The organism is Desulfopila aestuarii DSM 18488, from assembly GCF_900143695.1.
In the GTDB taxonomy this organism is placed as follows: Bacteria; Desulfobacterota; Desulfobulbia; order Desulfobulbales; family Desulfocapsaceae; genus Desulfopila; species Desulfopila aestuarii.
Window position 1 is genome coordinate 120,203 of sequence record NZ_FRFE01000016.1, and the last position, 23,070, is coordinate 143,272.

Consider the following 23,070-nt stretch of genomic DNA (forward strand, 5'->3'; position numbering starts at 1 on the left):
GACTCACTGTTTCTCAGCCAATAACACGAGAAAAACCGAACGACTCATCTCGCCATCTTGACGTTATTTATGGAGCCTGCACTATTGTGCACAATATATGAATCCAATCCGCAGGTCAATACCTCTTTTGCACATGTTTCACCGGATTTTTCCGATAAAACTGTGCAGGTTCGCCACCAAGATAAATAGTTTCAAGATAAGAAAGCTTACGCGGTAGCTGGGCCGGTGCCCCGCGAGCTACCAGGAAATCGGCCATACGCCCCGGTGCCAGCAGCCCCATATTCGGTAATTCCAGCAATCTGGCCCCGGCCAGGGTTGCACAGTGGACAATTTCGGGGAGTGCATATCCGGCCTTTGCCAAAAGCTTCATCTCTTCAAAGGCCGACTCGCCATGCAACACCCCGGGACTGCCCGCATCAGTGCCAAGTGCCACCTTCACCCCAAGCTGCCGGGCAATCCGCAGTTGGCCAAGTTGGTGCTCAAGATTTTTCCTTGCCACCTCGGAAGAGGCCATATCCCCTTCATATTCAAGAATCTCCGCGTAGGCCTTCATGGTACAGGTGGTGGGCACCCAGACACAGCCGTGCTCAGCCATCCTTTCCAGATTGTCCCTCCCCATGAAAAAGCCATGCTCAACGGAATGACAGCCCGCCTCAACGGCCTCGCGCACCGGTTGTTGTCCGTTGGCGTGCACCATTACCTTTTTTCCCTGCCGTTCTGCCATCTCCACCAGTTGACGGATTTCATCTTTAGCAAACTGCGGCGGAGTTTCCCTGCCAAAATTTTTCAAACTGTTCAACCCTGAGTTAACCAGTTTTATATAGCCCGACGAGATAGGGTTCGCGCTACAGACATCCACCAACGATTCCTCTTCCGCGATGCCTGATCCGATCAGTGTTCCATAGCGCCCCTGACGATGCCAGGCCCGGCCCGGCGTCTGAATATGCACTGGTTGCTGGTTTGCAGCGATACCCCGATCAATATATTTGAGCACACAGTTTTCCCGATCACCGCCATCACGAACCGCAAGAACACCATGACCGGCCAGAAGGGTAAGGTTCTGCTCAATCACCGGCATAAGTTCTGCGCAACCGGCCACCAGTTGCTGTTCACGCGTCGTCCGGTTCATGGTGCCGCTCATGGCCAGGTGCACATGGCAATCTATGAGAGGCGGCAAAAGCGTGCCATAGGAGAAATCCGTCAAGCTATCGGCAGCTGTTACCGCTGACGGTGAATAAGGCTCAATCGCAACAATTTTGCCGCCAGACACGGTCAACAGCACATCTTTCTGTATCGCTCCACCGCTCCCGTCAATCAGCCATCCTGCTCGTATACAATGTTTTTTTGTCATACCTTTCCTTTCAATGCAGATGCCTCCAGATCACGACAAGGCTTCACCTTCCCTCAGTATAGTTCTCTTCGGCTACCGAACTCAAGGCCGGCTGGCTTTCTCTTCCCGGAAAAAATAGTCTTTTCAACGGGAGATGTCTACGCTACCATAGTTTATAGTGATTTCAGATTCATCCACGCTCAACGTTAACAGGAGCGACCATATGAGCAGTGATTTCACCAAAGCGCACTTTGATTTTGCCAGCCTCCCCTGGCTGACCAGCCCCCGGAAGCAGCTCGATCTGGAAGGGGTGGCACTCGGTCTGATTCACATCCCTGCCAACGAGGGATATACTTTTACCCACAGCCATAGACAACAGGAGGAAGTGTACATCGTCATCGAAGGCCGTGGCATCATCGCCGTCAATGATCAGCAGATCACATTGGAGCCAGGCGATCTGGTTCGAGTCTCTCCCACCGCACGCCGAGCCCTTAAGGCAAACGAAGAGGGCCTCTTTATCATCTGTGCCGGAGGCGTGCCCATGGGATTTCCCAAAAACCCTGACTCTCGCTACATGATTGACGATGGCATTCCCCATTATGATGACATTCCGGCCTGGTACAAAGGGCGGGAGGACATTGCCAAAAAAAATGCGCTGCTCCTTGAACGAATGGAAAAATCCCGCGCCAAAAGAGAAGAGAAAAAACTGAGATGAAACCTTGCAACCTGTGTGTATCCAACCTGGACGTGTTGCGATATAACGACATTGTAACGATTCCAGCGGTACATAACATGCTCAGCGACAAGGCTCCATGACCATCTTCACCTCAAGCATCCGCAGGCAACTACTCTTTCTTTTCAGCATCATCATGCTGCCGGTGCTGGTGCATCTGTGGTACGCAGGGTATGCACAACGGCAACAGGCGTTGAACTACGCGGAACTGCAGGTGGATAGCAGCATGCGCATCTTTAGCGACCGCCAACAGCTTCTGGTGGAAAAGACCCGGAATCTGCTCGCGGTCCTTTCGCGGATGCCCGACGTGGCAAATGGTACCGACAGTAATTGTAGTGCTACCCTTGCCGCAATGCACGGCAGCTATCCCGAATACTCGACAATGGTTGTGGCAAACCTCGATGGAATTATCAATTGCTGCTCCCTGCCACTGCCCAAACCACTCAATGTGAAGGATCGGCAATGGTACCAGCGTGCACTCTCAACCCGGCAGTTTGTTGTTGGCAATTTCATCATCAGCAGGAGTTCAGGCAAGGCCTCGCTGCCTTTTGCCTACCCGGTCTTCAACAAGGATGGTAGTCTGCATGCTATCCTTGGCGCCGCCCTTGACCTTTCAAACTATGACCGCTTTTTCCAGGACTCCCCTCTTCCACAAAGCTCGCAGATTCTCATCACTGACCGAAACGGCACCATTTTGTACACCGCAGGGCTAGGTTCTGAGCCTTCTGGAAAAAATATTGCTTCCGTTCAATTTCTGCCCCCTTTTGATGAAAGCGCTGACAATAGCATCATCACCCGCCTGAGACACGGTGAATACTTCTATTGGCGGCGCAACATCACCCTCGAAAATGAACCAAACGCCATTTCGCTGGTCGTTGGTATTCCGCAAAATACCCTTTTTTCTGAAAGCAACACCAAGCAGGCAATACATTTTTTCGCGCTGTCGGCGCTCCTGATCCTCATGGCCGGTTTTGCCTGGTACTATGGCAGCCGCCTCCTCATCACCCCTATTCGGCTGCTGGTTGAACAGACCCGGAAAATCAGCGCTGGCAAACTGGAAACAGATGGCCCCGAGACCCAACTGACCGGTGAGTTCCGCCTTCTCGCCAACTCTTTTACGGCCATGACCGGACAACTCGTCCAGCGCGAAAAAGAGCGCAACGCTGCCGAACAGGCCTTGCGCGAAAGTGAGCAGCGCTACCGCGCTCTTTTTGAGCAGAACCCCGTCTCCCTCTGGGAAGAGGATCTCTCGGTCCTGAAAGGGTATCTCGATAATCTCAGCGAAAGCGGAGTCACCGATTTCCACGCTTATTTTGAGGACAATCCAGAGCAGATCCAGAAATGCCTGCAGATGGTCACCATCCTTCATGTCAACCAGGCCACTCTCACGCTCTACGAGGCTGAATCAGAAGAAGATCTGCTCGGATCTCTGAACAAGATTATCCCTCCCAGCAGCGAGCATCTGATGAAGAGCGAACTGGCAGCCATAGCCAAAGGAACGCCTTTCGCCATCGAGGTCGAGAATGTCACCCTCGGTGGCAGGGTTTTCCCGGCTCTTATCAACTCGGCACTGCCGGTCGGCTATGAAAGGAGCTGGGCCAGGGTTTTCGTTTCTGTTTTTGACCTCACGGAACGTTATCACATCGAGAGACAACGGAAAGAGTTGGAGCGCCAGCTCATGCTTGCACAAAAGATGGAGACGGTTGGCACTCTCGCCGGCGGCATTGCCCACGACTTCAACAACATCCTCTCGCCCATCATCGGCTACAGTGAATTGAGCCTAGTCGGCAACGACTTAACCCCGGTCACCCGATCCCACCTCACCAACATCCTCAACGCAGCCCGAAGAGCCAAGGAAATGGTGCATCAGATCCTCGCGTTCAGCAGACGCCAGGAAAGCAGTAAAGCTTTGGTCAGTCTCACGGCGATAACCAAAGAGGTCCTTGATCTACTACGCTCCTCAATTCCAACCACCATATCTATCCGTGCCGAACTGGCCAAGGGACTTCGGCCAATATACGGTGACGGGTCACGTATTCACCAGGTCCTCATGAATCTGTGCACCAACAGTTATCATGCATTAAAGGCCACCGGTGGAACTATTACAGTTGGAGTGAGTGATGGCCCGCTTCAGGAAAACAGCGATCCGGTCAGGAGCAAACCACACCTGCTGCTGTTTGTCGAAGACAACGGTCCCGGAATTCCCTATGAGCTACAGGAAAAGATCTTCGATCCATTTTTCACCACCAAAGGGCCTGGCGAAGGATCGGGCATGGGGCTGGCGGTGGTCCACGGGATCATCAAGGATCATGGCGGAATCATCGAGCTGGTGAGCACACCTGAACAGGGAACCAGATTCAACATCTATCTTCCCTGTGGGGAAGAGGACGAACAGATTGAACAGCAGGTGAGCTGCGAGCTCTACCCCACAGGTAATGAACGAATTATGTTGATCGATGACGAAGAATCGCTGGTGCACATGGTCAGGGAAATGTTGATAAAACTTGGTTATAATGTGAGCGGCTACACAAGCAGCTTAGAAGCGCTGCAAGCGTTCCGTGGCGCCTCCGCCAGCGTCGATCTGCTGCTCACCGATCAGACCATGCCGGAGCTTACCGGTGTGGAAACCGCCAGGGAAATGCTGGCTATCCGGCCTGATCTGCCGATCATTCTCTATACTGGTTACAGTGAAACCGCCAGTCCCGAACAGGCGACTCAGATGGGTATCCGCAAATTTCTCTATAAGCCGCTGTCCATAAGCCAGTTGGCCGGGGCGGTACGGGAAGTTCTGGATACACCAGCATAGCAATAACTATTGGCCGCGGCGTTGACCTTACCGAGTTTAACAGTTACCAAAGTAATCTATGCCGGATATTCTTGGGAGCATGTGCTCCCAAAGATGCCGCAACGAAAACGATGAGGACAAACGGTTCCTGTGGGAACAGTCCGTGGATGATCCCCCCCAGCATTACACATTTTCCCATCGTCACCATTCCGGAAATCTCCCTGTACAGCTGACGATGCCTCAGCCACTCGGTCACCACGAGGATAAGACCGCTGCCCATCACCAACCACGTGTACAATCTTGAGTTTCCACCTTCCCAATGCAACAGGTATACTGCCAGGAATATTGCCGCTCCGACCTGGTGAGCAGCCCTGATGATAATAGAAAACAGTAACATGCCATAGGATCGTTCTCCGGTTCGTCCGAGTTGCCGATCTCCCTTCTTTCCCTCTTCTGTTTTCAGCTCAGCCATTCGTATTCACATAGAAATATGTTGCACACATGCTTAAGGTTCACATTCCCTCTGATCATTGATCGTTGATCACCTCACACTACACCGTATCGTTTTGGAATTGTATCAAAAGCATCGATTCAATTACTTTTGCAATATATTTTTATTGGTAACTGTTAGTATGGTGATTTTTTATTTCCTCACCATATTGACAGACACATGGTGTCGATTTACCTTCTGAGACACACAAGAACGGAGCGAAACAATAACACATTTACAGTAACATAACCACAATGCAGCACTGTTTTTCTATCACCGACAGCAGGCGCATCCTGTCGGCAAAACACACAGCACAACGTGAAGGAGGAACGGCTATGTGGACAAGAGGAAATGATTTTGATCGGATGTTTGGTGCCATGGATCTGCTCCGCTCCAGAATGGGCAGATTACTCAATGATTTCGACCGATCGTATGGTGATTACACCTTTCAGGTCGAGACAGGGCCAAAAACCAACTTGTATGACTCCGGCGACAAACTGAAAATAATCGCTGAGGTCCCAGGCATCGCCAAAGGAGACCTGAACATCAGGATTCAGGGCAACTACCTGGAACTGAGCGGAAGTCGAAAAGTTGAGACCCCCGAAGGGTACAAAGCGCATCGAATTGAGAGGACGACCACAACCTTTACCCGCAGCTTTACCCTGCCGGTTGAAGTGGATGCGGAACGGGCGGAAGCAGCACTGAAAAATGGCATGCTGATCCTGGAAATACCCAAAATTGAAGCAGCCAAGCCACGACAAATCACCATCTCATAAGAGAGATACCAGGAGATACCCGTCCCCTTTCGAGATACAGGAGGTATAACCATGAGCGAGAAATCTGAAATAGTTGCCCGAGAAGAGCGTATGCCTGAACAAACAAGCAAACTTGCCACTTTGACGCCGCTCGTCGATATCTTTGAAAATGACAATGAGATTCTCCTCCATGCCGATATGCCCGGCGTACCAAAAGAGGAAATCACCGTCAATATCGATAACGGCAGACTGGAAATTAGCGGCACACGGAAACTCTCAGCCACCGGTTCAATAACTTGGCAGGAGTTTGGTGATGCTGAATACCGACGCGTATTTTCGGTACCACAGACCATTGATGTAGCCAAGGTGAATGCGGAATTACAGGATGGGGTGTTACGTCTGCACCTACCCAAGTCGGAAAAAGCAAAACCGCGGATGGTCGAGATTAAGGCTGGATAACTAACTACATTATAGGAGCAGCAACTCCCTGTTAGATGACAAAAGCGGGAAATCGCCAAACGCGATTTCCCGCTTTTGCATTTCCCCACCTGCCCCTACCCGGAATGCACTTACGCGAAGTTCAGCTGATCGCCTCTGTCATCCTCTGCAATTCTGCACGCTTGCCGATCACCACAATGACGTCGCCGGCATTGAAGATTTCCTGCGGACCGGGGTTGAACACCATGTCCCCGTTTCTCCGTTTGATGGCAACGATAATCACCCCGAAATCCTGCCTCAGGTTACTGCTCATCACGGTTTTCCCCGTCAACTCGGACCCATCCGAAATAACGGCTTCTTCCATCTGCAGTCCGAGGTCACTGCGCATCATGGTCTGATCGAGAAAATCGACAACCGTCGGTTTTTCGAGAATTTCCGCCATCCGCCTGCCGCCCATATCATAAGGGCAGACGACCCGGGAGGCACCGGCACGGAGCAATTTCCGTTCGTTTTTGGCATCGGAAGCACGGGCAAGAATAAAGATATCCGGCCGCAGCCCTTTGGCGGAAAGAGCGATAAAAACGTTATCGGCATCGGAACTGACCGCGGTAACCAACCCCTTGGCCTTATCCAGCCCCGCCGCAATCAGTGCATCATCGGAGGTCGCATCCATGACAAGGTACAGGACCCCGTCCGATTCCAGCTGGTCAACTCCGACCTGACTCTGCTCAACCACCACCAACGGCATATTGGCGGCCCGCAACTCCTTTACAATAATCTGACCAATCCGGCCGTAGCCGCAGATAATGTAATGGTTTTTCAGTGCAGCGATCTGCTTTTCCAATTTCCTTCTCCCAAGAATTTTCCGCAGTTCCCCTTCCACGAGTATTGTTGCAACCTGACTCAGCGTGTAGGTCAGGAGGCTGATCCCGGAAACGATGATAACCAGCGTAATCCCTCTGCCGACCTCGGAGAGTGGTTTAATCTCACCGAAACCGACCGTACTGATGGTAATCAGCACCATATAAAAGGCATCAAAAGGGGTCATGCCTTCAAACGCGACATAACCTACGGTCCCGAAGGTGATCGTGATGAAAAGAAAAAACAGGGAAAGTTTGAGTTTATAATAGTCCATATGCCCGTAAAAAGGTGTGCTCATCACCTAATAACTGTCATCCGTATTGCCTGGAAAACACCATTACCATGAAAAAAGAAGAGGCGCCAGCAGCATTCAGCAACTGGCGCCCATCCGGATGATACTAAAGGCATTTTTGTAAATTGTTCGTACTTCACCGCACTTTGCGGCAAACTGTTATTTGGCCGCGAGAGCACAAAAAAGTGCCCCAACAGTATAGTCAGATGTTTTTGTTCCGGTAGTGCCGACAAACTGCACTTCAGAAAAACCGGCTTTTTCCAACAAAGCAATCTGATCCCGCACGGGGATCGCTCCACCTATTCACTGGACCCAGGATTCGACGCTATTGGCCAGCATTGGCGGCAATTCCTTATCCAGCACAATATCGGCAAATTGCAGCCGGCCGCCAGGACGCAGCACCCGGAATATTTCCTTGAGCAAATCCAGCTTCAACGGCGAAAGATTTATAACACCATTGGAGATCACCACATCAAAAGTGTTGTCACCATATGGAATCTCTTCGGACTCGACAAGGCGTGTCTCGACATCGTCGATGCCCATTTCAGTCAAGTTCCTGCCGGCCATCTTGAGCATTTCTACCGTCATATCGATACCGGCAACACGTCCCGTATCCCCGACAATACGCCGCGCAACTATCAAATCAAAACCGGCACCACAACCAATATCAAGCAGACAGCTCCCAGGAAAAATGTCCTTGATGGTAAAGGGATTGCCGACCCCGCAAAAGCTTTTCACCAGCCCCTCGGGTATATCAGCTATCAACGACTCATTATACCCTAGTTGCAGGGCACCTGCCTTGCCGGTAAGGTATCGGAACATCCCCTCCGCCGAGGTTGCAACCCCTTGATATTTATTTTTTATCGCCTCACGAATATTGCTGAGTTCCGCCGTACTGAACCCATTCTCCGCCAGTTGGTCCCGAGGCGGCTGAGTTTCTATCATTACCTGCACCGGCAGACTGCCGGACGTAGCACGGGGAGGTCAGCCCCCAGCTTTCAAATCACATTTTGGAAAATCATTCATTTTCGTCCTCATCCAGTTATGTACGGTACTCCCAACGTCATCCCCGAAAGCCACAACCCGGGCACCAGGAAATGCACTACAACGTAATAGTAGCCCATAATTTCGATATACGAAAGAACAGATGGGGAAAAGTCTGCCAGCCCTTCATGTTTTGACGAATCATTCAAAACCTTGTAAATAGTAGACTTTGCCCAACAACATTTCCCGACAATTGTCCTTTAAGGAGAGTAGTAATATGAAACGAACCGTTGTACTGATGGCCAGCCCCAGATTACAAAGCAATACCGATCTACTGGCCAATAAAGTTATGGAAGGTATCAGGGCGACTGGTTCTCCCGATGATGTCATCGAGAAAGTGGATCTCGTCGAACTGCAGGACTATGTCTGTTGCGCATGTGGACGCTGCCGGGCTGCCGGAGAATGTCTGCAATTCCCCCAGGTGACGGAAAAGCTGGAGATGATCAAAAAGGCGGATGGAATTGTTATTGCCACCCCTGTCTGGTGGCTTGCCCCGTCCAGCTACCTGAAAATCTTTATGGACCATTGGGGGGCGTTTCTTCGGCCTGATTACACATCGCGCATCGCAGGAAAGCGGGCCGTTATCGTTGCCTGTTGCGGCAACCCCACGGAGAATCTTGCTGAGAAAGTCTGCGATGATCTCGTTAAGATTCTGTCGTTTCTCGGCATCAAGACAGTTGGGAGTTTAAGTGTGAAAGGCGTGGCCGACTATGCTGCTATCGCCGGTGACACACAAAGCCTCGACAGTGCTTTCCAACTGGGAGAAGCACTCTATACCCGATAATTAGCTGCCCAGCTCAACCAATAGTAAAGCCGGACATCCCAATACGGATGTCCGGCTTTACTATTTTTAACGGTCATCACAATACAGGTGTCGTCACCTATTATTCATTCCCTGCCGCCTTCTTAAACTGCTCCATCTGTGATTCAAGGCCAACCACCTGCTCCACCGGCAAGACAAAAGCGATGCCGGTCCCCGGTTTGGAAAACTCCCCCACCCTTGCGATAGCTGCCAGCACCGGCTCTACCAGATGCTCCTCAAGCAGAAACATTATGATATCAGTCTGTGCCTCTAGACTGAGCCCGAAAAATGTTTTCGCTTCGCGCATGCCAGTGCCACGCGCCGGGATAATAGTGGCCCCGGTAGCACCGGAGTCTTTAGCCGAATCAACGATTTTATCGGTCAAGACCGGTTTGACCGAGGCAAGGATAATCTTGAAACGCATCTTACTTCTCCTTTCTGGGTTTCATCAAGGCGCGAGTACTCAGCCATTGCGCACACTGGGCATAGGCGAGAACCGTTATGATTGGAAAAAGGCTGGCAAAAGCTATCAGGCCAAAGCCATCAATTGCAGGATTCCGCCCCGGCACTGCTGCCGAGAGGCCAAGTCCAAGGGCGGCCACAATCGGCACCGTTACTGTTGAAGTCGTCACCCCCCCCGAGTCATACGCCAGCGGGATCAAGGTCTTCGGGGCAAAGAATGTCTGGATAATGACAATCATATAACCAGCCATAATATACAGATACAACGGGGTACCGGTAACGATCCGGAAAGCCCCAAGACTGATGCCGAAGGCCACGCCAATGGCCACGGTAATTCTGAGGCCCCATTCGCTAATGGCGCCACCCGACACTTCCCGGGCCTTAAACGCGACCGCGATAAGAGAAGGCTCGGCAATAGTGGTAGCAAAGCCGATGGTGGCTGCAAAAAGATAGATCCAGCCATACGACTTCCAGTCAGTAAGATCGAGTACCGCACTACCGTTACCAAGCAAATCCGGATGAGTCAGTTGCTCCGCCATAATTTTGCCAAGCGGAAACAACGCATCTTCAAGCCCGGTGAGAAAGAGTGTTAAGCCGATCAGCACATAGAGACTGCCGACCAGGATACGAGCCAGATTCGGTACCGGCTGCCTGATAACCACCAGCTGAAAAAATCCAAACAACAGAACAATGGGAAGAAGGTCCCGACTGGTCAGCAGCAGGGTTTTGAAAAAGTCGATGACAAGTATCATGAGCCCTCTCTCAGATGCCGAAAACAACCACACCATAGCCCATGACAAACATCATTGGCAACAGTGAGGCAAAAGCAATGAGACCGAAACCATCCAAAAGCGGGTTACGCCCGCGGATAACCGTCGCCAGCCCCACTCCCAGAGCGGTGACCAGCGGCACGGTAATTGTCGAGGTGGTAACGCCACCTGCATCATAGGCAATACCAACAATTTCAGCAGGAGCAATAGTAGTGATCAGCATAACCAGGATGTAACCGCCAATAATGAGATAATGGATCGGCCAGTTCAACAGGATGCGCAGAACCCCAAGCAAAATCGCAAAACCCACCGAAAAAGCCACGGTCATCCGTAACCCAAAAGCATAGGAAGCCATCGTCTTCGGATCATCTGCAAGCAACCCGCCCTCCATAGCAATCTGCGCCGCCTCTTTGGCGATGGCAATCAGCGCCGGTTCGGCAACCGTTGTGGAGAAACCGAGGGAAAAGGCGAAGAGCATCAGCCAGAACAGACTCCCCTTACGGGACAGGGCGTAGGCCATATTCTCGCCGATAGGAAAGAGAGCCATCTCCAGCCCCTGGATAAACATGGACAGACCTATAAGCACCAGCAGAGCGCCAAAGAGCATTTCACCCAGTTGCGGCAAGGGTTGGCGGATAACCACCAGCTGAAAAAACGCGATGACCAGCACGATGGGCAACAGGTCGGTGGCCGACTGCCGAAGCTTGCCGAGAACAAAGGATATCGTCTTGGAATTAAGAAGGAATGGCGCCATCTTCATCTTTGTGAATAGGTGAATTGTTAATATAATTCTGTTAACATATCCCACAATTTACGAAAAAACAGCACTTTTCAGCTACTCACGTCCGATAATGACGGTCCCCGTCAAAAGGCAAAAAAAAACCCCGCCATTACGGCGGGGTCCGAATATCCAAAAGATATTCCACCTTTCCTTTCCCCATCGGCGACGCAGGAGACCCCACGACACATCGGGCAGCATAAGAGGCCGCCCGGGAACATTCAGCGGAGTACTCGCGGTCAGTTCCCGACAGAGCCAGGGGATCTGTTGGTCAAACCGTAGACGGCCACCAGACAGATCCGCGAGTTTCGCCCAAGGACGAAACTCAGGTGTTACTTGATTTTTGTTACATTTGATGCAGCTGGGCCTTTGGCGCCGTCAACCACATCAAAGCGTACTCTTTCACCTTCCTGGAGGGATCTGAAGCCATCAGACTGGATCGCAGAGTGATGTACGAAAACATCCTTGCCACCGTCCTGCTCGATGAAACCGAAACCTTTGGAATCATTAAACCACTTCACTGTACCTTCTGCCATGTTACTACTCCTTGTTCATTGTGCGTTATTATGCACGGTTGTAAGTGGCTCCAGGATGGAGCCGAAAAATCGCTGTTGCTGCCGCATACGGCAGTTCAGCAAGTTTTTGAGGCGATCAGTTACCCTGCTTGCCTCTTGCGGTTAAACCAAAAACACCCTGTGGTGCTGTCCGGTTTCTCCGACTCTTTGCAGCCGGGCGGGACGTTGTCCGCTTGCCGGCTGATTCCCGGGGCTGTTGCCGCCGCTCACCCGAACCGGCTCGCTCACGTACAGGCTCCGTCATTGCCGGCAAGTCGACCATTCGACGCTCCAGCACACTCCCGAGAGATTTTTCAATCATTTGGACAATTCTATTCTCCTCGCCGGTGGCGAAGGTAAATGCCTCGCCGGTGCAGGCGGCCCTGCCGGTCCGTCCGGTACGATGGATGTACGCCTCGGCAGTATCCGGGATGTCATAATTGATAACATGCGAGATGCCGGTTACATCAATGCCTCGTGCGGCGATATCGGTGGCCACCAGAATATTGTAGGTGCCATCCTTAAAACCATCCAGCGCCTGCTGCCGACGGCTCTGGGACATATTGCCCTGGAGCGCAACTGCCTTGTACCCTTTGCTGTCCAACTGGGTCGCCAGATTTTTCGCCTTATGTTTAGTTCTGGTAAAGACCAGAGTAGTGCTCAGCTCTTTATTGCCAAGGAGCTCAACCAGCAGCTGGGTCTTCTGTTTCTGCTCAACCTTATACAATGCATGCTCGACAGTACTTGTCGGGGTAATACGGTCAATCTGCACGGTTACCGGGTTACTCAGGATCTCATCGGCCAGATGGCGAATTTCTTTCGGCATGGTTGCTGAAAAGAGCAGAGACTGCCTCTTCCCCGGCAACAACTTTAAGATGCGACGGATATCCGGCAAAAATCCTTTATCGAACATATGGTCCGCTTCATCAAGGATTAAATGCTCCACCCGGCTCAAATCAACGGCTCTATCCTGGACAAGATCCAGCAACCTGCCAGGGCAGGCAACCACGATGTCTACGCCTTTTCTCAGTTTTCCGGCCTGCACGTTCTTGCTGACACCACCATAGACAACTACGGAACGCAGCGAAGAACCTTCTGTCACAGAAACGGTGAATTCGTGGATCTGCTCCGCCAGCTCCCGGGTCGGGGCAACGATCAGCATCCGGACATGGCGTGCCGGGCGCGCCAGCAGCTGCTGTACTGTGGGCAGAATAAAGGCTGCAGTCTTGCCGGTCCCGGTCTGGGCGAGACCAAGCAGGTCACGTCCAGCAAGGATTGGTTCAATCGATTGCGCCTGAATTGGTGTCGGTTGCGAAAAGCCGCACCGGTTGATGGCCTCAACAATATGCGGGCCGAATTCAAATTTTGAAAAACTCATTTTTGCTCCCAAGAACACGTCAGGTTCGGCACGGTTTTCCACGCTCTTTGCATACAAGGCGCATCTTCCGGAAGCAAAACAATCTTGTTCTCTGAAATTGTAGATAATGACATGCCAATGGACGGCACAATGATAACGGGCTGATCAGAATAGGCGACGACCTCACGGGAGGTTGCGACCGAAGAATGAATTAGATTGATCTGCACGTAAACTGATTTAATTGAATATAGAAAAATGCATCCGCCATGATGGGTTCCAGTCCTTAGACAGCTGTCGATGTGAAAAGACGGAAAACCACAATATCACTTTTCCCTGAAGCGCTATCAGGAAATGTATCAAAAATAAAATGTAGTGTGTGTGCGGTGTGCAAAGGCGCGTGTACCCAAAAAACTTCTAGCATGTTCCCCTTGTTTCTTCTCTCATCAGGAAACTTTCAGGTAACGGTCGTATGAACGTACATCAGAGGAATTTGCCTATGAATGATCTTGACTGAGACTATAGGCTATGCATTGCGGTTACACAAGTGATATTTTCGTGGAAAGTAATAATTTCTTTTGTCGTGAACTTTCACAGGACACTGCCCGCATCTGCAAAGGAATAAATTTTCGACACAATACAAAGAAGATAGAACAAACAGCGTAAAAAATACAAACCATCATTATTGACGGTTTCGTTTATAAAAATAAATGGTCACCAGCAGCTTAGCCCGTTTTTTCCCGATACTTCTACCGGCATGGGGGATGCGGGACTCGAAATAGGCATGATCCCCCGCGGACAGTTGTAATATCCGATCTCCATATTTTAATTCGAGCTGTCCTTCCAGGACATAGATGAACTCCTCACCCTCATGTTCAAAAAGTGATGTGAACTCGTCAGGGGCATAGATGATGAAAGGCTCCATATTTTTGCCGGGTTTACCAGCGGCCAGCACCTCATAGTCGTAACCGACATATTGTCGGCTCTCCCGGATAATCTGCCCATCCTCTTTTTTGGCGAAAACAATGGGCAGATCATGCAGCGGGCCCGGCTCGATCTTGAGTACATCGGTGATCTCCAGCCCCATAGCCCCGACAATCTTGGAAAGTGTCGAGTAGGGCGGCGCCTTCTCAGAGCGCTCCACCTTGGAGAGATAGCCTTTGGTCAGGCCGGTTCTATCCGCCAACTCCTGCAAAGTCATCTTCAATTTCAGGCGAGTTTTTTTCAGGTTGCTCGCAATGGTTTTCTCATCCATAGACCGCTCTACTTTTATTGCGCTGACCCTTTACAGTACCTGTTTATCCAGCTCATCCAGCAGACCAGCAAGCAAACTGAGCGGGTGCATCATTGCTATGCCATCCTCTTCGGCCAGTTGACCAGCCAGGTTGATACGGCAGACCGGGCAGTCGGTAAGCCATATTTGTGCACCGGACTCTCTGATCGACGCAATTTTTGCTGCGGCAATCTGCCCGGACAACTCGGGATATTCATAGAAGAAGGTACCACCGCCACCACAGCAGTCGCCGCTGTTAGCCAACTGCACATAGTCGATAGTCGGGATCTGGCGCAATATTGCCTCCGACGAGCCGGCAGCGTTTTTCAGGTGACAGGGGAGATGATAGCCAACCCTGGCCGGCTCCGCATCTTCCTGCCGGAAGGTCAACTGGTCGAGATGATCGGCAATAAATGCCGTCATATCTTGTGTTTTGGCAGCAATTTGTTCGGCCACGGCATCATCAAGACCGTATTTTCGCATCATCGCCGGAAACTCGTCCCGTAAGGCGGATCCGCAGGTTGGGCAATCGACGAGAACGGCGCAGGCATTCTCATGCTGGAGACACTCAATATTGGCGATAATATTTTCACGCGCCTCTTCCACCCCGCCATGAAAAAGCATCGGGATAGAGCAACAGGTCTGCTTTTGTGGGATGAGCACTCGATACCCGAGCCGGCTAAGTATTTTCAACGCGGCATGGCCGGTCTCACCAAAGATATAGTTGGTGCCGCAACCGGTAAAATACAGGACGGTGCCGCGCTCTTGAGAAATCGGTGGAATCTCTTCTGGTACCTCTGCCCGAAACGGTTTTTTATTAAGCTTCGGATAGTTTTTCACCGGTATATTTCCTAGCCGGTATTTTTTCTGGAAGGCGGAAGGCACCACAGCCTGCCCCATTCGGGCCGCACCCATGGCAAGCCGCAACCGCTGCTCTTTTGCCAGAAGATAGACCAGCCCTCGAATCTCCAGCCGATCACCATGCTTTTCGATCAGTTGTGAGCGCATCTCCATAAATTGAGAATAATGATCGACCCCCGACGGACAGTTGGCGGCACAGCTGCCGCACATCAGGCATTTGGCAATCAACTCCTTTAACAGCGGCGAGGAGGGCAGCTTTTTATTTTTATAGGCTTTGATCAGTTGAACCCTCGCCCGCGGAGAGTTCTGTTCTTCTTTCAAAACGGCGTATACCGGGCAAACCGACAGGCAGATCCCGCATTTTCCGCAATTTCCTGTTCCACTCATTACACAAATTTCCCTGGGTTGAGGATGTTATCGGGATCAACTGCATGCTTTATCAGTGCCATGAAGTCTCTTGTATCCTGATCCATTACCAGGGGCAGGTACTCTGCCTTGGCGAGACCAATACCATGCTCACCGGAAAGGGTTCCTTCCATGTCAGCCGCCGCCTGGAAAATCTCGGCAAAAGCTTTTTCCACACGCTGCCACTCCTCATGGTTTTCCCTATCAGTGCAGACAAGCGGGTGCATATTGCCGTCTCCGGCGTGGGCCAGCACTCCGGCCTTAAGGCCATATCTATCTGTGATTTCGACAATCTTTCGGATCATCTCCGGCACCCTGCTTACCGGAACAGTAACATCTTCTGACACAATATTCGGAGAGATCTTGGCAAAGACCCCGTACGCAGCCCGTCGTGCGGTCCAGAGTCGATTTCGGTCCTCTTCGGTACAGGCCTCCTCAATGGTCACCGCCCCGTGCTCCTGAACCTTGGCAACGATCTGCTGACGTTCACGACTGCACGCCTCCGTGGTACCATCAACCTCGATCAGAAGAGTCCCTTCAGCCTCGCGGGGAAGTCCGATGCCTACCGCATCCTCAATAGCATTGATGGTCATCTTGTCCATCAGTTCCATTGCCGCCGGCAAAATTCCAGAACCGATAATATCTGAAACGGCTCTGGCAGTATTATCGAGTGAATCAAAGGTGACCAAAAGGGTCTGCATGGTTTCAGGTCGGGGCACCACCCTCAGAATGATTTCGGTCACCAGTCCCAGAGTCCCTTCCGATCCACAGTAAAGGGCGGAGAAATTATAACCGGTCACGTCCTTAATATTTTTTGAGCCAAAACGAACCACCTTACCCGAGGCCAGGACAACCTGCATACCCAGCACATAATCCACCGTCACCCCATATTTGAGACAACGCGGGCCGCCAGCATTGTGGGAAACATTGCCGCCGATGGTCGAAAAATTCATGGAACCTGGATCGGGCGGAAAGAAAAAGCCATGGGGTGCGAGCGCCTTCTGCAAATCAAGATTGACCACACCTGGCTGCACAACCGCATGCCGGTCGCGGGTGTTAATCGAGAGGATTTTGTTCATCTTGGAAAAGCAGAGCACGATACCGTGTTGCACTGGCACCGGTCCGCCACAGACGCTGGTTCCAGCGCCCCGGGCCGTCACCGGAATTTTCTCACGGGAGGCAATGCGCATCACCTCTGCCACCTCCTCAGTGGTAAGCGGGAAGATGACCGCCTCCGGCATTGCCTCTTCGGCAAAGGAATCATACGAATAGCAGGTCAGCACCTCCGGCTGATCGACATAGCGATCACTGCCGACAATCGCAACCAGCTCCATTTTTACATCCGGTTTGAGCATAACCATCCTCTAGTGCAACAACAGATCAGGAAGAAAAGAAATTGTAATCACCCAGGCAAACAACAGCTACCAGCCCCACCCGAGAGACCTGAAATTTCACTTTAATAGATGTTCTCTTTCTGTCAACTCATATCACTTGGCGCCTGGAAACAATTCCAGATATTTATACACCATTTCATACAACTACATACATATACTCCAAATTACTATCAAATTGCTGCCTGATCGCTAACCGACATATGTTGCCGATAAGGAAACATCATAATTGTCCAAACGCCCAAGCATGAACCCAAACATGCTGCTCATATGATCAATTCCATCAGCCTTTGGCCAAAAGCATGGCCGTCGCCTTGCCACGACTCCTAAAGTTCGTTACTATGAAAAATCAGAAAGATTTAGAACCCACTGAGGACAAAAAAAAGAAAACCACAACCACCAAGCACAGGATGGGGGAGTAATGGGAAGAACAGCAACGGTCCAGGTAATCCAAAACAGGTTATTGTTTCGCTGCCCGGCCTGCAGAGCAAGACGAAATATGGCTGTTCTCCCCAATATACGTCAGAAAGTTATCACCTGCCACAAATGCCAACTGGCCACCAAATGCATCCTGAATCGACGGACCAAGCCAAGAGAACCTCAAGCCGGGAAAGTGATCATGGTCACCAACGACCAAAGGGAAACTGAAATCACCCTACACGACATATCACCTGAAGGCGCGGGCTTCGACTTGCCATTCGGGACCCAGAAATCCCTTAAACTGTTAGTGGGCAGTCAGGTTCGTTTTAAATGCGCCTGGAATCCGAGATTATTCGGCAGCAACTCCTATGAGGTCAAAAGTATTATCGGCCAGCGGGTCGGGGTAAAGCGCAGGTAACGAATTTACCTGAAAGCACAATCAACACATGTGAAAAACGACAAAAAGCGTGACCGGCCCCCTATCTTGCCAATCACGCTTTTTTGTTGTTCTGCGCACCACATGTCCTGCAGATGTCCGGTCGCTACGCACTCCTCCTCATGAAACCGCGAAGGACTCTTCATAGCCTGGAATTTCAAGCCGATCCTGCAAAAAAACAAGCCATGCTTCCCAGCCTGGATCGTCCCCGTATTCACGGATGAATTCGGCCATGATCACCTTCTTTTCACCTGCCGGACAATTGCGCCACCCAGCTCTCAGATTTTCCTTCTGTTCCTGTGACAACATATTCCCCCCCTATGTTAGAATTGTTGATATAGGAGAGTGTATCATAACCCTCTTACAAGTTGCTGACGAAAAGAGCGTGAAATGAATAAAATTGCATTTTTTTACCATTGAGCCTCGTGCAAATTGAGGGTTTTTGTTCAAAATGCAAGGACATTCACAATCATATCATTTACATATAACCGGTACACTCGAAGATATAATTGTGAATGCAATGAAGAAGTTGACCAAGTGAGTTTTTTTCAAGATAGCCCGGATTGCAATCCGGCCTTAATCACCAAGTGCCTCAAGCGTAACCAGCACCTCGACGTCTTTTCCAACAACACCCATGTCAAAAAATTTACCGCTACCAACCCCAAGCTTGAGTCGGTCCAGGACGACTGTGCCGTTAAACCCAATCACCTTCTTGCCTTTTGCCGCCGGATGATCCTTTATGCCGGCAAATACAAGTGGCAGAACAATATCATGCTCAGCACCCTTAACTGCCAGTCTCCCAATCACCTCCAACCGGCCACTACCAAGATCCTTTACGGAAGTTGATGTGAATTTCATTTCAGGGAAGGTTGCAGCATCAAAAAAGTCAGGCGACTGCAGATGTTTGTCGCGCTTGGCGATATTGGTATCTACGGAATCTGTCTTAATGACAAAGACGAATTTCGCCGCCTCAGGGTTTTCCTGGTCGAAAACTATATCAGCCGTATAATCAGCGAAAAAGCCGCGTACCTTTGAAAAGATATGGTCCACGGTGAAATAGAAGTTGGAATGGGCGTTATCAGTTTCCCAATTGGCAGCATAGGCCGGAACTGACAAAACAAAGAATAACAGCAGACCAGCCAACGACATCGATATCCTTTTCTTCATAATCTCCTCCTGTCCTGCACCTGCAGGATCGAAAAATCATAGTAAATACATTACAAAATGGGCACTTGCCGATTCGACAGGATGAAGCCATCGCCCCCCTGTCAAACCCAACATTTTTTCACGATTTTTTCACAAATAAGCCATCTCTTCACCATCACACACACCCCACATCGTGGCATGCAGCATTCTGTTTACAGTAAGACGGATGAAATGCGAATCAAGTTAGCTTGACGTGCACCTAAAATCATCACGGGCGCGCCGGTCTTTTCGGGAACAAGGAGGCAGAGAATACCCCCTCGTATCAGGTAAAATTACAATGTTTTCTCAACTCTTCAGGTTAAAGTAACCATACTTTACACCAACAAGAATAGAGATAATGACCAAGAAAAGCAGATAGAGACCAACCTGAGGCACAAGGTGAGTAAAGGAGTCGCTGACAAAACGAACATGAACAAAAAGCAGGAACAAAGCCCCATAGCCAAACGGCCTATGAAGACTACGCCACCGTGGATAACTGACCCCCAACCGCTCTCGAAACCAGGAGAAGAGAACGAGAAAGGAGATAACGCCAAACAGTAGTGCCCCTACCATTTCAGGCCAGTATTTCTTGCCAATTGGCAGGTTGGCAAACCCCTCCGGGCCAAGAACGAGAAGGATATGCCCAAGCGCCAGAAGAAAAATCAAAATGCCATTCATCCGGTGAAAACGCATCACCGCGGACAGGCCAAAGAGCTTCACCCAATACGGCGGCCTCACGGCAGCAAGGAGTTGCAGGCAAATGAGCACCAATGCCAGCAGCCCGACCACCTGCCCTGCCTGGAGCAAGATTTTGTCCGTCCCGACCTTGTACCAAAGGGTCATCGACGGATAAAAAAAGGGAATACTGACAGCCAGTCCTGAAATTAGAGCGAGAACGAGAAAGAAGAGCATTTTTACAACAGCGGATTTCTCTGATATCGACTGCGCCTCATTATTATTCTGCATGGTTTATCCTCCTTTTGCCATTGGCTCGTCTCTCTCCAAAGAGCTCCAGACTCTGCTCGTCTTGGTGAGTCGTTGCATGGCAACGAGCAAAAACAATACTGCCATTATCGAGTTCATTTCACTTTCTACATGATATGACCGACAAAGAGGACTGCAAGCAGAGAAGATGTTCAGACAACCATCGCGGCTACCGGACCAAGGGCCCCGGCCTGTCCTCAGAGATCTATTGCTCTGCTTCTCGTGATGTCTCTAGTAGCAAACAGAATCCAAACCCTCTGCAGACACCCTGAGAGCAAATCATTGCTAAGTTTTGGAAAAACCGTTTTATTCATCCGTTAAGCAATTGCGACCGTCACAATTCCCTTCGGGTCCTCCGCTGGAAATTTTTATCGTTACCTCGAAGAGTATATTCTGCTCCAAACAAGGAGCATTTTCCTGTCGTTTGACTGCACGCAAGAGGCGCAAATGGACGAAAACAAAAAAAAGCTGCTGATCATTTATCACTCTCAAGGCGGCACTATGAAGCGAATGGCCGATCGGTTCGCCACTGGAGCAAGAAGAGAGACAAGTATTGCTGTTGTTTATAAACATGCGGCTGATGCACAGATAGAAGATCTTTTAAGCTGTAACGGAATTGCCATCGGCACCCCTGAATATTTCGGGACCATGGCAGGCTTGATCAAGGACTTCTTTGATCGTACATACGAAGCCGCCAAAGACGTAACGACTGGACTTCCTTTCGTTATCTTTGTCTGTGCCGGAAACGATGGGAGAGGTGCCATTACCCAGATAGAACGGTTAGCAGCTGGCTACAAATGGAAGAAGGTCCAGGAACACAGAAGGATTGTCGGCAGCCCGACAGAACAGGAGCTGGCGGACCTTGAGGAGCTGGGCCAGACGCTCGCAGCTGGCATTGATTTTGGCATTTTTTAGGGGTCTGCCCAAGTAGAGCAGATGAATGCTCAAGAAAAACGGGAAGAAAAAACGGCACACTATGGAAGAACATATCACCTTTACAAGCGGCAATCTCACCCTGGAAGGCCTTTATCAGAAACACAGAGGCGCCAGAGGCGCAATCATTACGCATCCTCACCCTCTCTATGGCGGGGACATGTCCAACCCTGTTGTTGAAGCCTTAGTACGCAGCTTCAACAGAAAAAACATTTCGACACTTCGATTCAACTTTCGGGGAGTCGGCAGGAGCGAAGGCAACCACGGAGGAGGGATCGATGAAGGACAGGATACCATCGCAGCGATCCGTTTTCTCAAAGAAAGCGGGATAACGTCCATCCAGCTGGCCGGATATTCTTTCGGCTCCTGGGTGCTCGCCCATTTACCTGCAGTACCGGCCGAGGTCAACGGGATGATCTTCGTCTCGCCCCCTCTTGCCTTCATGCCATTCAGGACTGTTCACTCGCTGTCGCAGCTAAAGCTTGTTATTACCGGCGAGGAAGATGAAATAGCTCCGGTTCATTTGATCAGGAATTCTCTTCAGACATGGAGCCCCGGCGCAAAAGTTGAGGTAATCGACCATGCCGATCATTTCTATTACGGCTGCTTTGATGCGCTTGAGGATGTTATGCACAATTACCTTTCCTGTGAGGCGAGCGGCTAATAGTATATCTCAAGGGAAGCGACACGGGAACTACCGCCTTCGCACAGTCACCTTCACAGGTAAACAGATCCGCACCAGCTGTTTATCGAAAACCACACCTGCCATGCTCACCCTTTCGTCTGCAATTTATCCATCTGTTTCAGCAGGTCAGCCAGGTAGTTTTCCGTACTCATAAGAAGAAGTCGTGCACTGTAGCTATCGGGATTCTTCTCAAAATTTTCCCGGGACTCTGCCAATATCACCTCAGTTTTTGCTATCTGTTCCCTCAAAGAGTCAATCTGGTCCATAACACTCGTTTCCCCAAAAATGATCTGTAGCGTTTGAATATCTTCTTCAACACCAGCCTGCGTCAGTAAAAGGGGCAGTAAAATCGAAAAATTCTGAAACGTCAAATATTCGTCAAAAGGAAGACCAGGTAACGGGAAAAGGAGGACGCCAGCAACTACACAAGCAATTGACGTGATAGAAAAATGCTTGTCGGAGTGGATGCATCAAACTCTCGACCTCCTTCTCTCAAGGGGGCGGATATCGCAATTAATCCATTTCCAACATCAGTGTTCGCCACCCCACCTATTCACTGACAGGCGTCAGAGCTTTCCAGTGAGCAATCCTGTTCACGTATTTTAAAAAAGATAACGACAAGTGAAAGAAGCAGGGTCACGCCGTTGGCAATAATCACCGGCCAAAGCACCAACATAAGGCCATAAATCAACCACAACATAACCCCGGTGGAAAACAGCAGGTACGTATCCGCTAATTAAACCCCACTTATTGATTGCGGCAAAAGGAGGTCGGCGGCTTTGAGCCTGTTCGGTAGCAGCTCTTCGTAATCGCTCTGCGATTCTGCGAAAGGAAGTTTTTCGAAGATAAAACGAAGATATCTGTACGGTTCCAGGCCATTTGCTTTCGCTGATTCGACGAGACTGTAGAGGCTGGCACTAGCTGCCGCTCCGGCAGGATTACCGGCAAAGAGCCAGTTTTTGCGGCCTATCACAAACGGCCTGATGGCATTTTCAGCTGCATTATTGTCTGGGCCGACTACGCCTTGGTCAAGGTAGACGGTGAGGCGG

25 protein-coding genes are annotated in these 23,070 nt (G+C 50.5%); 8 read left to right on the plus strand and 17 right to left on the minus strand.

The features are described from left to right. Positions 1-115: 115 nt before the first annotated feature. A complete protein-coding gene (locus BUF15_RS15850; RefSeq protein ID WP_073614682.1) occupies positions 116-1,351 on the minus strand; it encodes an amidohydrolase family protein in 1,236 nt (411 codons plus the stop codon). A 202-nt stretch (positions 1,352-1,553) separates the two neighbouring features. Here BUF15_RS15850 and BUF15_RS15855 point away from each other — a divergent pair, with 202 nt between their 5' ends. Together BUF15_RS15855 and BUF15_RS15860 are read left to right on the plus strand one after the other, a co-directional pair. Beyond that, positions 1,554-2,045 (plus strand): cupin domain-containing protein, encoded by a 492-nt coding sequence (locus BUF15_RS15855; RefSeq protein ID WP_073614683.1) that lies wholly within the window; start codon positions 1,554-1,556, stop codon positions 2,043-2,045. Positions 2,046-2,142: 97 nt separating this feature from the next. Next, positions 2,143-4,869: an ATP-binding protein gene (locus tag BUF15_RS15860; RefSeq protein WP_073614684.1), complete on the plus strand. Its 2,727-nt coding sequence runs from the start codon at positions 2,143-2,145 to the stop codon at positions 4,867-4,869. A gap of 43 nt (positions 4,870-4,912) precedes the next feature. Here the strand turns inward: BUF15_RS15860 and BUF15_RS15865 are convergent, their stop codons facing one another. Beyond that, positions 4,913-5,320: a hypothetical protein gene (locus BUF15_RS15865; RefSeq protein ID WP_073614685.1), complete on the minus strand. Its 408-nt coding sequence runs from the start codon at positions 5,318-5,320 to the stop codon at positions 4,913-4,915. A gap of 353 nt (positions 5,321-5,673) precedes the next feature. On the opposite strand from BUF15_RS15865, the gene BUF15_RS15870 reads away from it, so the two are divergent. After that, a complete protein-coding gene (locus BUF15_RS15870; RefSeq protein WP_073614686.1) occupies positions 5,674-6,114 on the plus strand; it encodes an Hsp20/alpha crystallin family protein in 441 nt (146 codons plus the stop codon). 51 nt (positions 6,115-6,165) lie between these two features. Continuing rightward, positions 6,166-6,552: an Hsp20/alpha crystallin family protein gene (locus BUF15_RS15875; protein ID WP_073614687.1), complete on the plus strand. Its 387-nt coding sequence runs from the start codon at positions 6,166-6,168 to the stop codon at positions 6,550-6,552. Positions 6,553-6,673: 121 nt separating this feature from the next. Here the strand turns inward: BUF15_RS15875 and BUF15_RS15880 are convergent, their stop codons facing one another. Together BUF15_RS15880 and BUF15_RS15885 are read right to left on the minus strand one after the other, a co-directional pair. After that, the gene (locus BUF15_RS15880) at positions 6,674-7,690 is read right to left on the minus strand and encodes a potassium channel family protein (RefSeq protein WP_084554066.1); all 1,017 of its coding nucleotides are present in this window, start codon (positions 7,688-7,690) and stop codon (positions 6,674-6,676) included. Between the two features lie 153 nt (positions 7,691-7,843). Next, on the minus strand, positions 7,844-8,629 hold the full coding sequence (locus tag BUF15_RS15885; protein ID WP_272483557.1) for a methyltransferase domain-containing protein: 786 nt from the start codon (positions 8,627-8,629) through the stop codon (positions 7,844-7,846). Between the two features lie 316 nt (positions 8,630-8,945). Between BUF15_RS15885 and BUF15_RS15890 the strand changes: the two genes are divergently transcribed. Continuing rightward, complete coding sequence (locus BUF15_RS15890) at positions 8,946-9,512, plus strand: flavodoxin family protein (protein WP_073614690.1); 567 nt, start codon at positions 8,946-8,948, stop codon at positions 9,510-9,512. A gap of 100 nt (positions 9,513-9,612) precedes the next feature. Here the strand turns inward: BUF15_RS15890 and BUF15_RS15895 are convergent, their stop codons facing one another. From BUF15_RS15895 to BUF15_RS15930, 8 genes are all read right to left on the minus strand, one after another. Continuing rightward, a complete protein-coding gene (locus BUF15_RS15895; protein WP_073614691.1) occupies positions 9,613-9,954 on the minus strand; it encodes a P-II family nitrogen regulator in 342 nt (113 codons plus the stop codon). Position 9,955: 1 nt separating this feature from the next. Beyond that, positions 9,956-10,744 carry a DUF1538 domain-containing protein gene (locus tag BUF15_RS15900; RefSeq protein ID WP_073614692.1) on the minus strand — a complete coding sequence of 263 codons (789 nt, stop codon included), beginning with the start codon at positions 10,742-10,744 and terminating at the stop codon, positions 9,956-9,958. Between the two features lie 10 nt (positions 10,745-10,754). Continuing rightward, the gene (locus tag BUF15_RS15905) at positions 10,755-11,516 is read right to left on the minus strand and encodes a DUF1538 domain-containing protein (protein WP_073614693.1); all 762 of its coding nucleotides are present in this window, start codon (positions 11,514-11,516) and stop codon (positions 10,755-10,757) included. A 356-nt stretch (positions 11,517-11,872) separates the two neighbouring features. After that, positions 11,873-12,076, minus strand: a complete 204-nt coding sequence (locus BUF15_RS15910; RefSeq protein WP_073614694.1) for a cold-shock protein — start codon at positions 12,074-12,076, stop codon at positions 11,873-11,875. A 115-nt stretch (positions 12,077-12,191) separates the two neighbouring features. Beyond that, positions 12,192-13,472, minus strand: coding sequence for a DEAD/DEAH box helicase (locus tag BUF15_RS15915; protein ID WP_073614712.1), 1,281 nt, complete (start codon positions 13,470-13,472; stop codon positions 12,192-12,194). A gap of 658 nt (positions 13,473-14,130) precedes the next feature. Further along, entirely contained in the window at positions 14,131-14,703 is a 573-nt protein-coding gene (locus BUF15_RS15920; protein ID WP_073614695.1) for a cupin domain-containing protein, read from the minus strand. Between the two features lie 30 nt (positions 14,704-14,733). Further along, on the minus strand, positions 14,734-15,969 hold the full coding sequence (locus BUF15_RS15925; protein WP_073614696.1) for a (Fe-S)-binding protein: 1,236 nt from the start codon (positions 15,967-15,969) through the stop codon (positions 14,734-14,736). Beyond that, positions 15,969-17,342 carry an FAD-binding oxidoreductase gene (locus BUF15_RS15930; RefSeq protein WP_073614697.1) on the minus strand — a complete coding sequence of 458 codons (1,374 nt, stop codon included), beginning with the start codon at positions 17,340-17,342 and terminating at the stop codon, positions 15,969-15,971. The genes BUF15_RS15925 and BUF15_RS15930 overlap by 1 nt, the downstream gene beginning before the upstream one ends. Positions 17,343-17,799: 457 nt before the next feature. Here BUF15_RS15930 and BUF15_RS15935 point away from each other — a divergent pair, with 457 nt between their 5' ends. Further along, positions 17,800-18,216, plus strand: a complete 417-nt coding sequence (locus tag BUF15_RS15935) for a hypothetical protein (protein WP_073614698.1) — start codon at positions 17,800-17,802, stop codon at positions 18,214-18,216. A 138-nt stretch (positions 18,217-18,354) separates the two neighbouring features. Here BUF15_RS15935 and BUF15_RS15940 read toward each other — a convergent pair whose 3' ends face one another. The 3 genes from BUF15_RS15940 to BUF15_RS15950 form a co-directional block, all read right to left on the minus strand. After that, positions 18,355-18,543, minus strand: coding sequence for a hypothetical protein (locus BUF15_RS15940; RefSeq protein ID WP_073614699.1), 189 nt, complete (start codon positions 18,541-18,543; stop codon positions 18,355-18,357). Between the two features lie 267 nt (positions 18,544-18,810). After that, on the minus strand, positions 18,811-19,401 hold the full coding sequence (locus BUF15_RS15945; RefSeq protein WP_073614700.1) for a YceI family protein: 591 nt from the start codon (positions 19,399-19,401) through the stop codon (positions 18,811-18,813). Positions 19,402-19,725: 324 nt separating this feature from the next. Continuing rightward, complete coding sequence (locus BUF15_RS15950; RefSeq protein WP_073614701.1) at positions 19,726-20,385, minus strand: ferric reductase-like transmembrane domain-containing protein; 660 nt, start codon at positions 20,383-20,385, stop codon at positions 19,726-19,728. A gap of 465 nt (positions 20,386-20,850) precedes the next feature. Here BUF15_RS15950 and BUF15_RS15955 point away from each other — a divergent pair, with 465 nt between their 5' ends. Both BUF15_RS15955 and BUF15_RS15960 read left to right on the plus strand, forming a co-directional pair. Further along, the gene (locus BUF15_RS15955) at positions 20,851-21,318 is read left to right on the plus strand and encodes a flavodoxin family protein (RefSeq protein ID WP_073614702.1); all 468 of its coding nucleotides are present in this window, start codon (positions 20,851-20,853) and stop codon (positions 21,316-21,318) included. A gap of 25 nt (positions 21,319-21,343) precedes the next feature. Next, entirely contained in the window at positions 21,344-22,000 is a 657-nt protein-coding gene (locus tag BUF15_RS15960; protein ID WP_084554068.1) for an alpha/beta hydrolase, read from the plus strand. A gap of 107 nt (positions 22,001-22,107) precedes the next feature. Here the strand turns inward: BUF15_RS15960 and BUF15_RS26825 are convergent, their stop codons facing one another. After that, positions 22,108-22,287, minus strand: coding sequence for a hypothetical protein (locus BUF15_RS26825; RefSeq protein ID WP_143170738.1), 180 nt, complete (start codon positions 22,285-22,287; stop codon positions 22,108-22,110). 470 nt (positions 22,288-22,757) lie between these two features. Beyond that, a partial coding sequence (locus BUF15_RS15970; RefSeq protein WP_143170739.1) for a transposase domain-containing protein occupies positions 22,758-23,070 on the minus strand: 313 nt, incomplete at its 5' end.

Excerpts from the sequence above, each read along its gene's own strand:
- BUF15_RS15940 (WP_073614699.1), bottom strand. The coding sequence starts at position 18,543 with ATGTTGTCACAGGAACAGAAGGAAAATCTGAGAGCTGGGTGGCGCAAT.
- BUF15_RS15875 (WP_073614687.1), top strand. The coding sequence starts at position 6,166 with ATGAGCGAGAAATCTGAAATAGTTGCCCGAGAAGAGCGTATGCCTGAA.
- BUF15_RS15930 (WP_073614697.1), bottom strand. The coding sequence starts at position 17,342 with ATGCTCAAACCGGATGTAAAAATGGAGCTGGTTGCGATTGTCGGCAGT.
- BUF15_RS15910 (WP_073614694.1), bottom strand. The coding sequence starts at position 12,076 with ATGGCAGAAGGTACAGTGAAGTGGTTTAATGATTCCAAAGGTTTCGGT.
- BUF15_RS15960 (WP_084554068.1), top strand. The coding sequence starts at position 21,344 with ATGCTCAAGAAAAACGGGAAGAAAAAACGGCACACTATGGAAGAACAT.
- BUF15_RS15855 (WP_073614683.1), top strand. The coding sequence starts at position 1,554 with ATGAGCAGTGATTTCACCAAAGCGCACTTTGATTTTGCCAGCCTCCCC.
- BUF15_RS15925 (WP_073614696.1), bottom strand. The coding sequence starts at position 15,969 with ATGAGTGGAACAGGAAATTGCGGAAAATGCGGGATCTGCCTGTCGGTT.
- BUF15_RS15900 (WP_073614692.1), bottom strand. The coding sequence starts at position 10,744 with ATGATACTTGTCATCGACTTTTTCAAAACCCTGCTGCTGACCAGTCGG.
- BUF15_RS15895 (WP_073614691.1), bottom strand. The coding sequence starts at position 9,954 with ATGCGTTTCAAGATTATCCTTGCCTCGGTCAAACCGGTCTTGACCGAT.
- BUF15_RS15870 (WP_073614686.1), top strand. The coding sequence starts at position 5,674 with ATGTGGACAAGAGGAAATGATTTTGATCGGATGTTTGGTGCCATGGAT.
- BUF15_RS15860 (WP_073614684.1), top strand. The coding sequence starts at position 2,143 with ATGACCATCTTCACCTCAAGCATCCGCAGGCAACTACTCTTTCTTTTC.
- BUF15_RS15905 (WP_073614693.1), bottom strand. The coding sequence starts at position 11,516 with ATGGCGCCATTCCTTCTTAATTCCAAGACGATATCCTTTGTTCTCGGC.
- BUF15_RS15955 (WP_073614702.1), top strand. The coding sequence starts at position 20,851 with ATGGACGAAAACAAAAAAAAGCTGCTGATCATTTATCACTCTCAAGGC.
- BUF15_RS15945 (WP_073614700.1), bottom strand. The coding sequence starts at position 19,401 with ATGAAGAAAAGGATATCGATGTCGTTGGCTGGTCTGCTGTTATTCTTT.
- BUF15_RS15915 (WP_073614712.1), bottom strand. The coding sequence starts at position 13,472 with ATGAGTTTTTCAAAATTTGAATTCGGCCCGCATATTGTTGAGGCCATC.
- BUF15_RS15950 (WP_073614701.1), bottom strand. The coding sequence starts at position 20,385 with ATGCAGAATAATAATGAGGCGCAGTCGATATCAGAGAAATCCGCTGTT.
- BUF15_RS15865 (WP_073614685.1), bottom strand. The coding sequence starts at position 5,320 with ATGGCTGAGCTGAAAACAGAAGAGGGAAAGAAGGGAGATCGGCAACTC.
- BUF15_RS15880 (WP_084554066.1), bottom strand. The coding sequence starts at position 7,690 with ATGAGCACACCTTTTTACGGGCATATGGACTATTATAAACTCAAACTT.
- BUF15_RS15920 (WP_073614695.1), bottom strand. The coding sequence starts at position 14,703 with ATGGATGAGAAAACCATTGCGAGCAACCTGAAAAAAACTCGCCTGAAA.
- BUF15_RS15890 (WP_073614690.1), top strand. The coding sequence starts at position 8,946 with ATGAAACGAACCGTTGTACTGATGGCCAGCCCCAGATTACAAAGCAAT.
- BUF15_RS15850 (WP_073614682.1), bottom strand. The coding sequence starts at position 1,351 with ATGACAAAAAAACATTGTATACGAGCAGGATGGCTGATTGACGGGAGC.
- BUF15_RS15935 (WP_073614698.1), top strand. The coding sequence starts at position 17,800 with ATGGGAAGAACAGCAACGGTCCAGGTAATCCAAAACAGGTTATTGTTT.
- BUF15_RS26825 (WP_143170738.1), bottom strand. The coding sequence starts at position 22,287 with ATGGACCAGATTGACTCTTTGAGGGAACAGATAGCAAAAACTGAGGTG.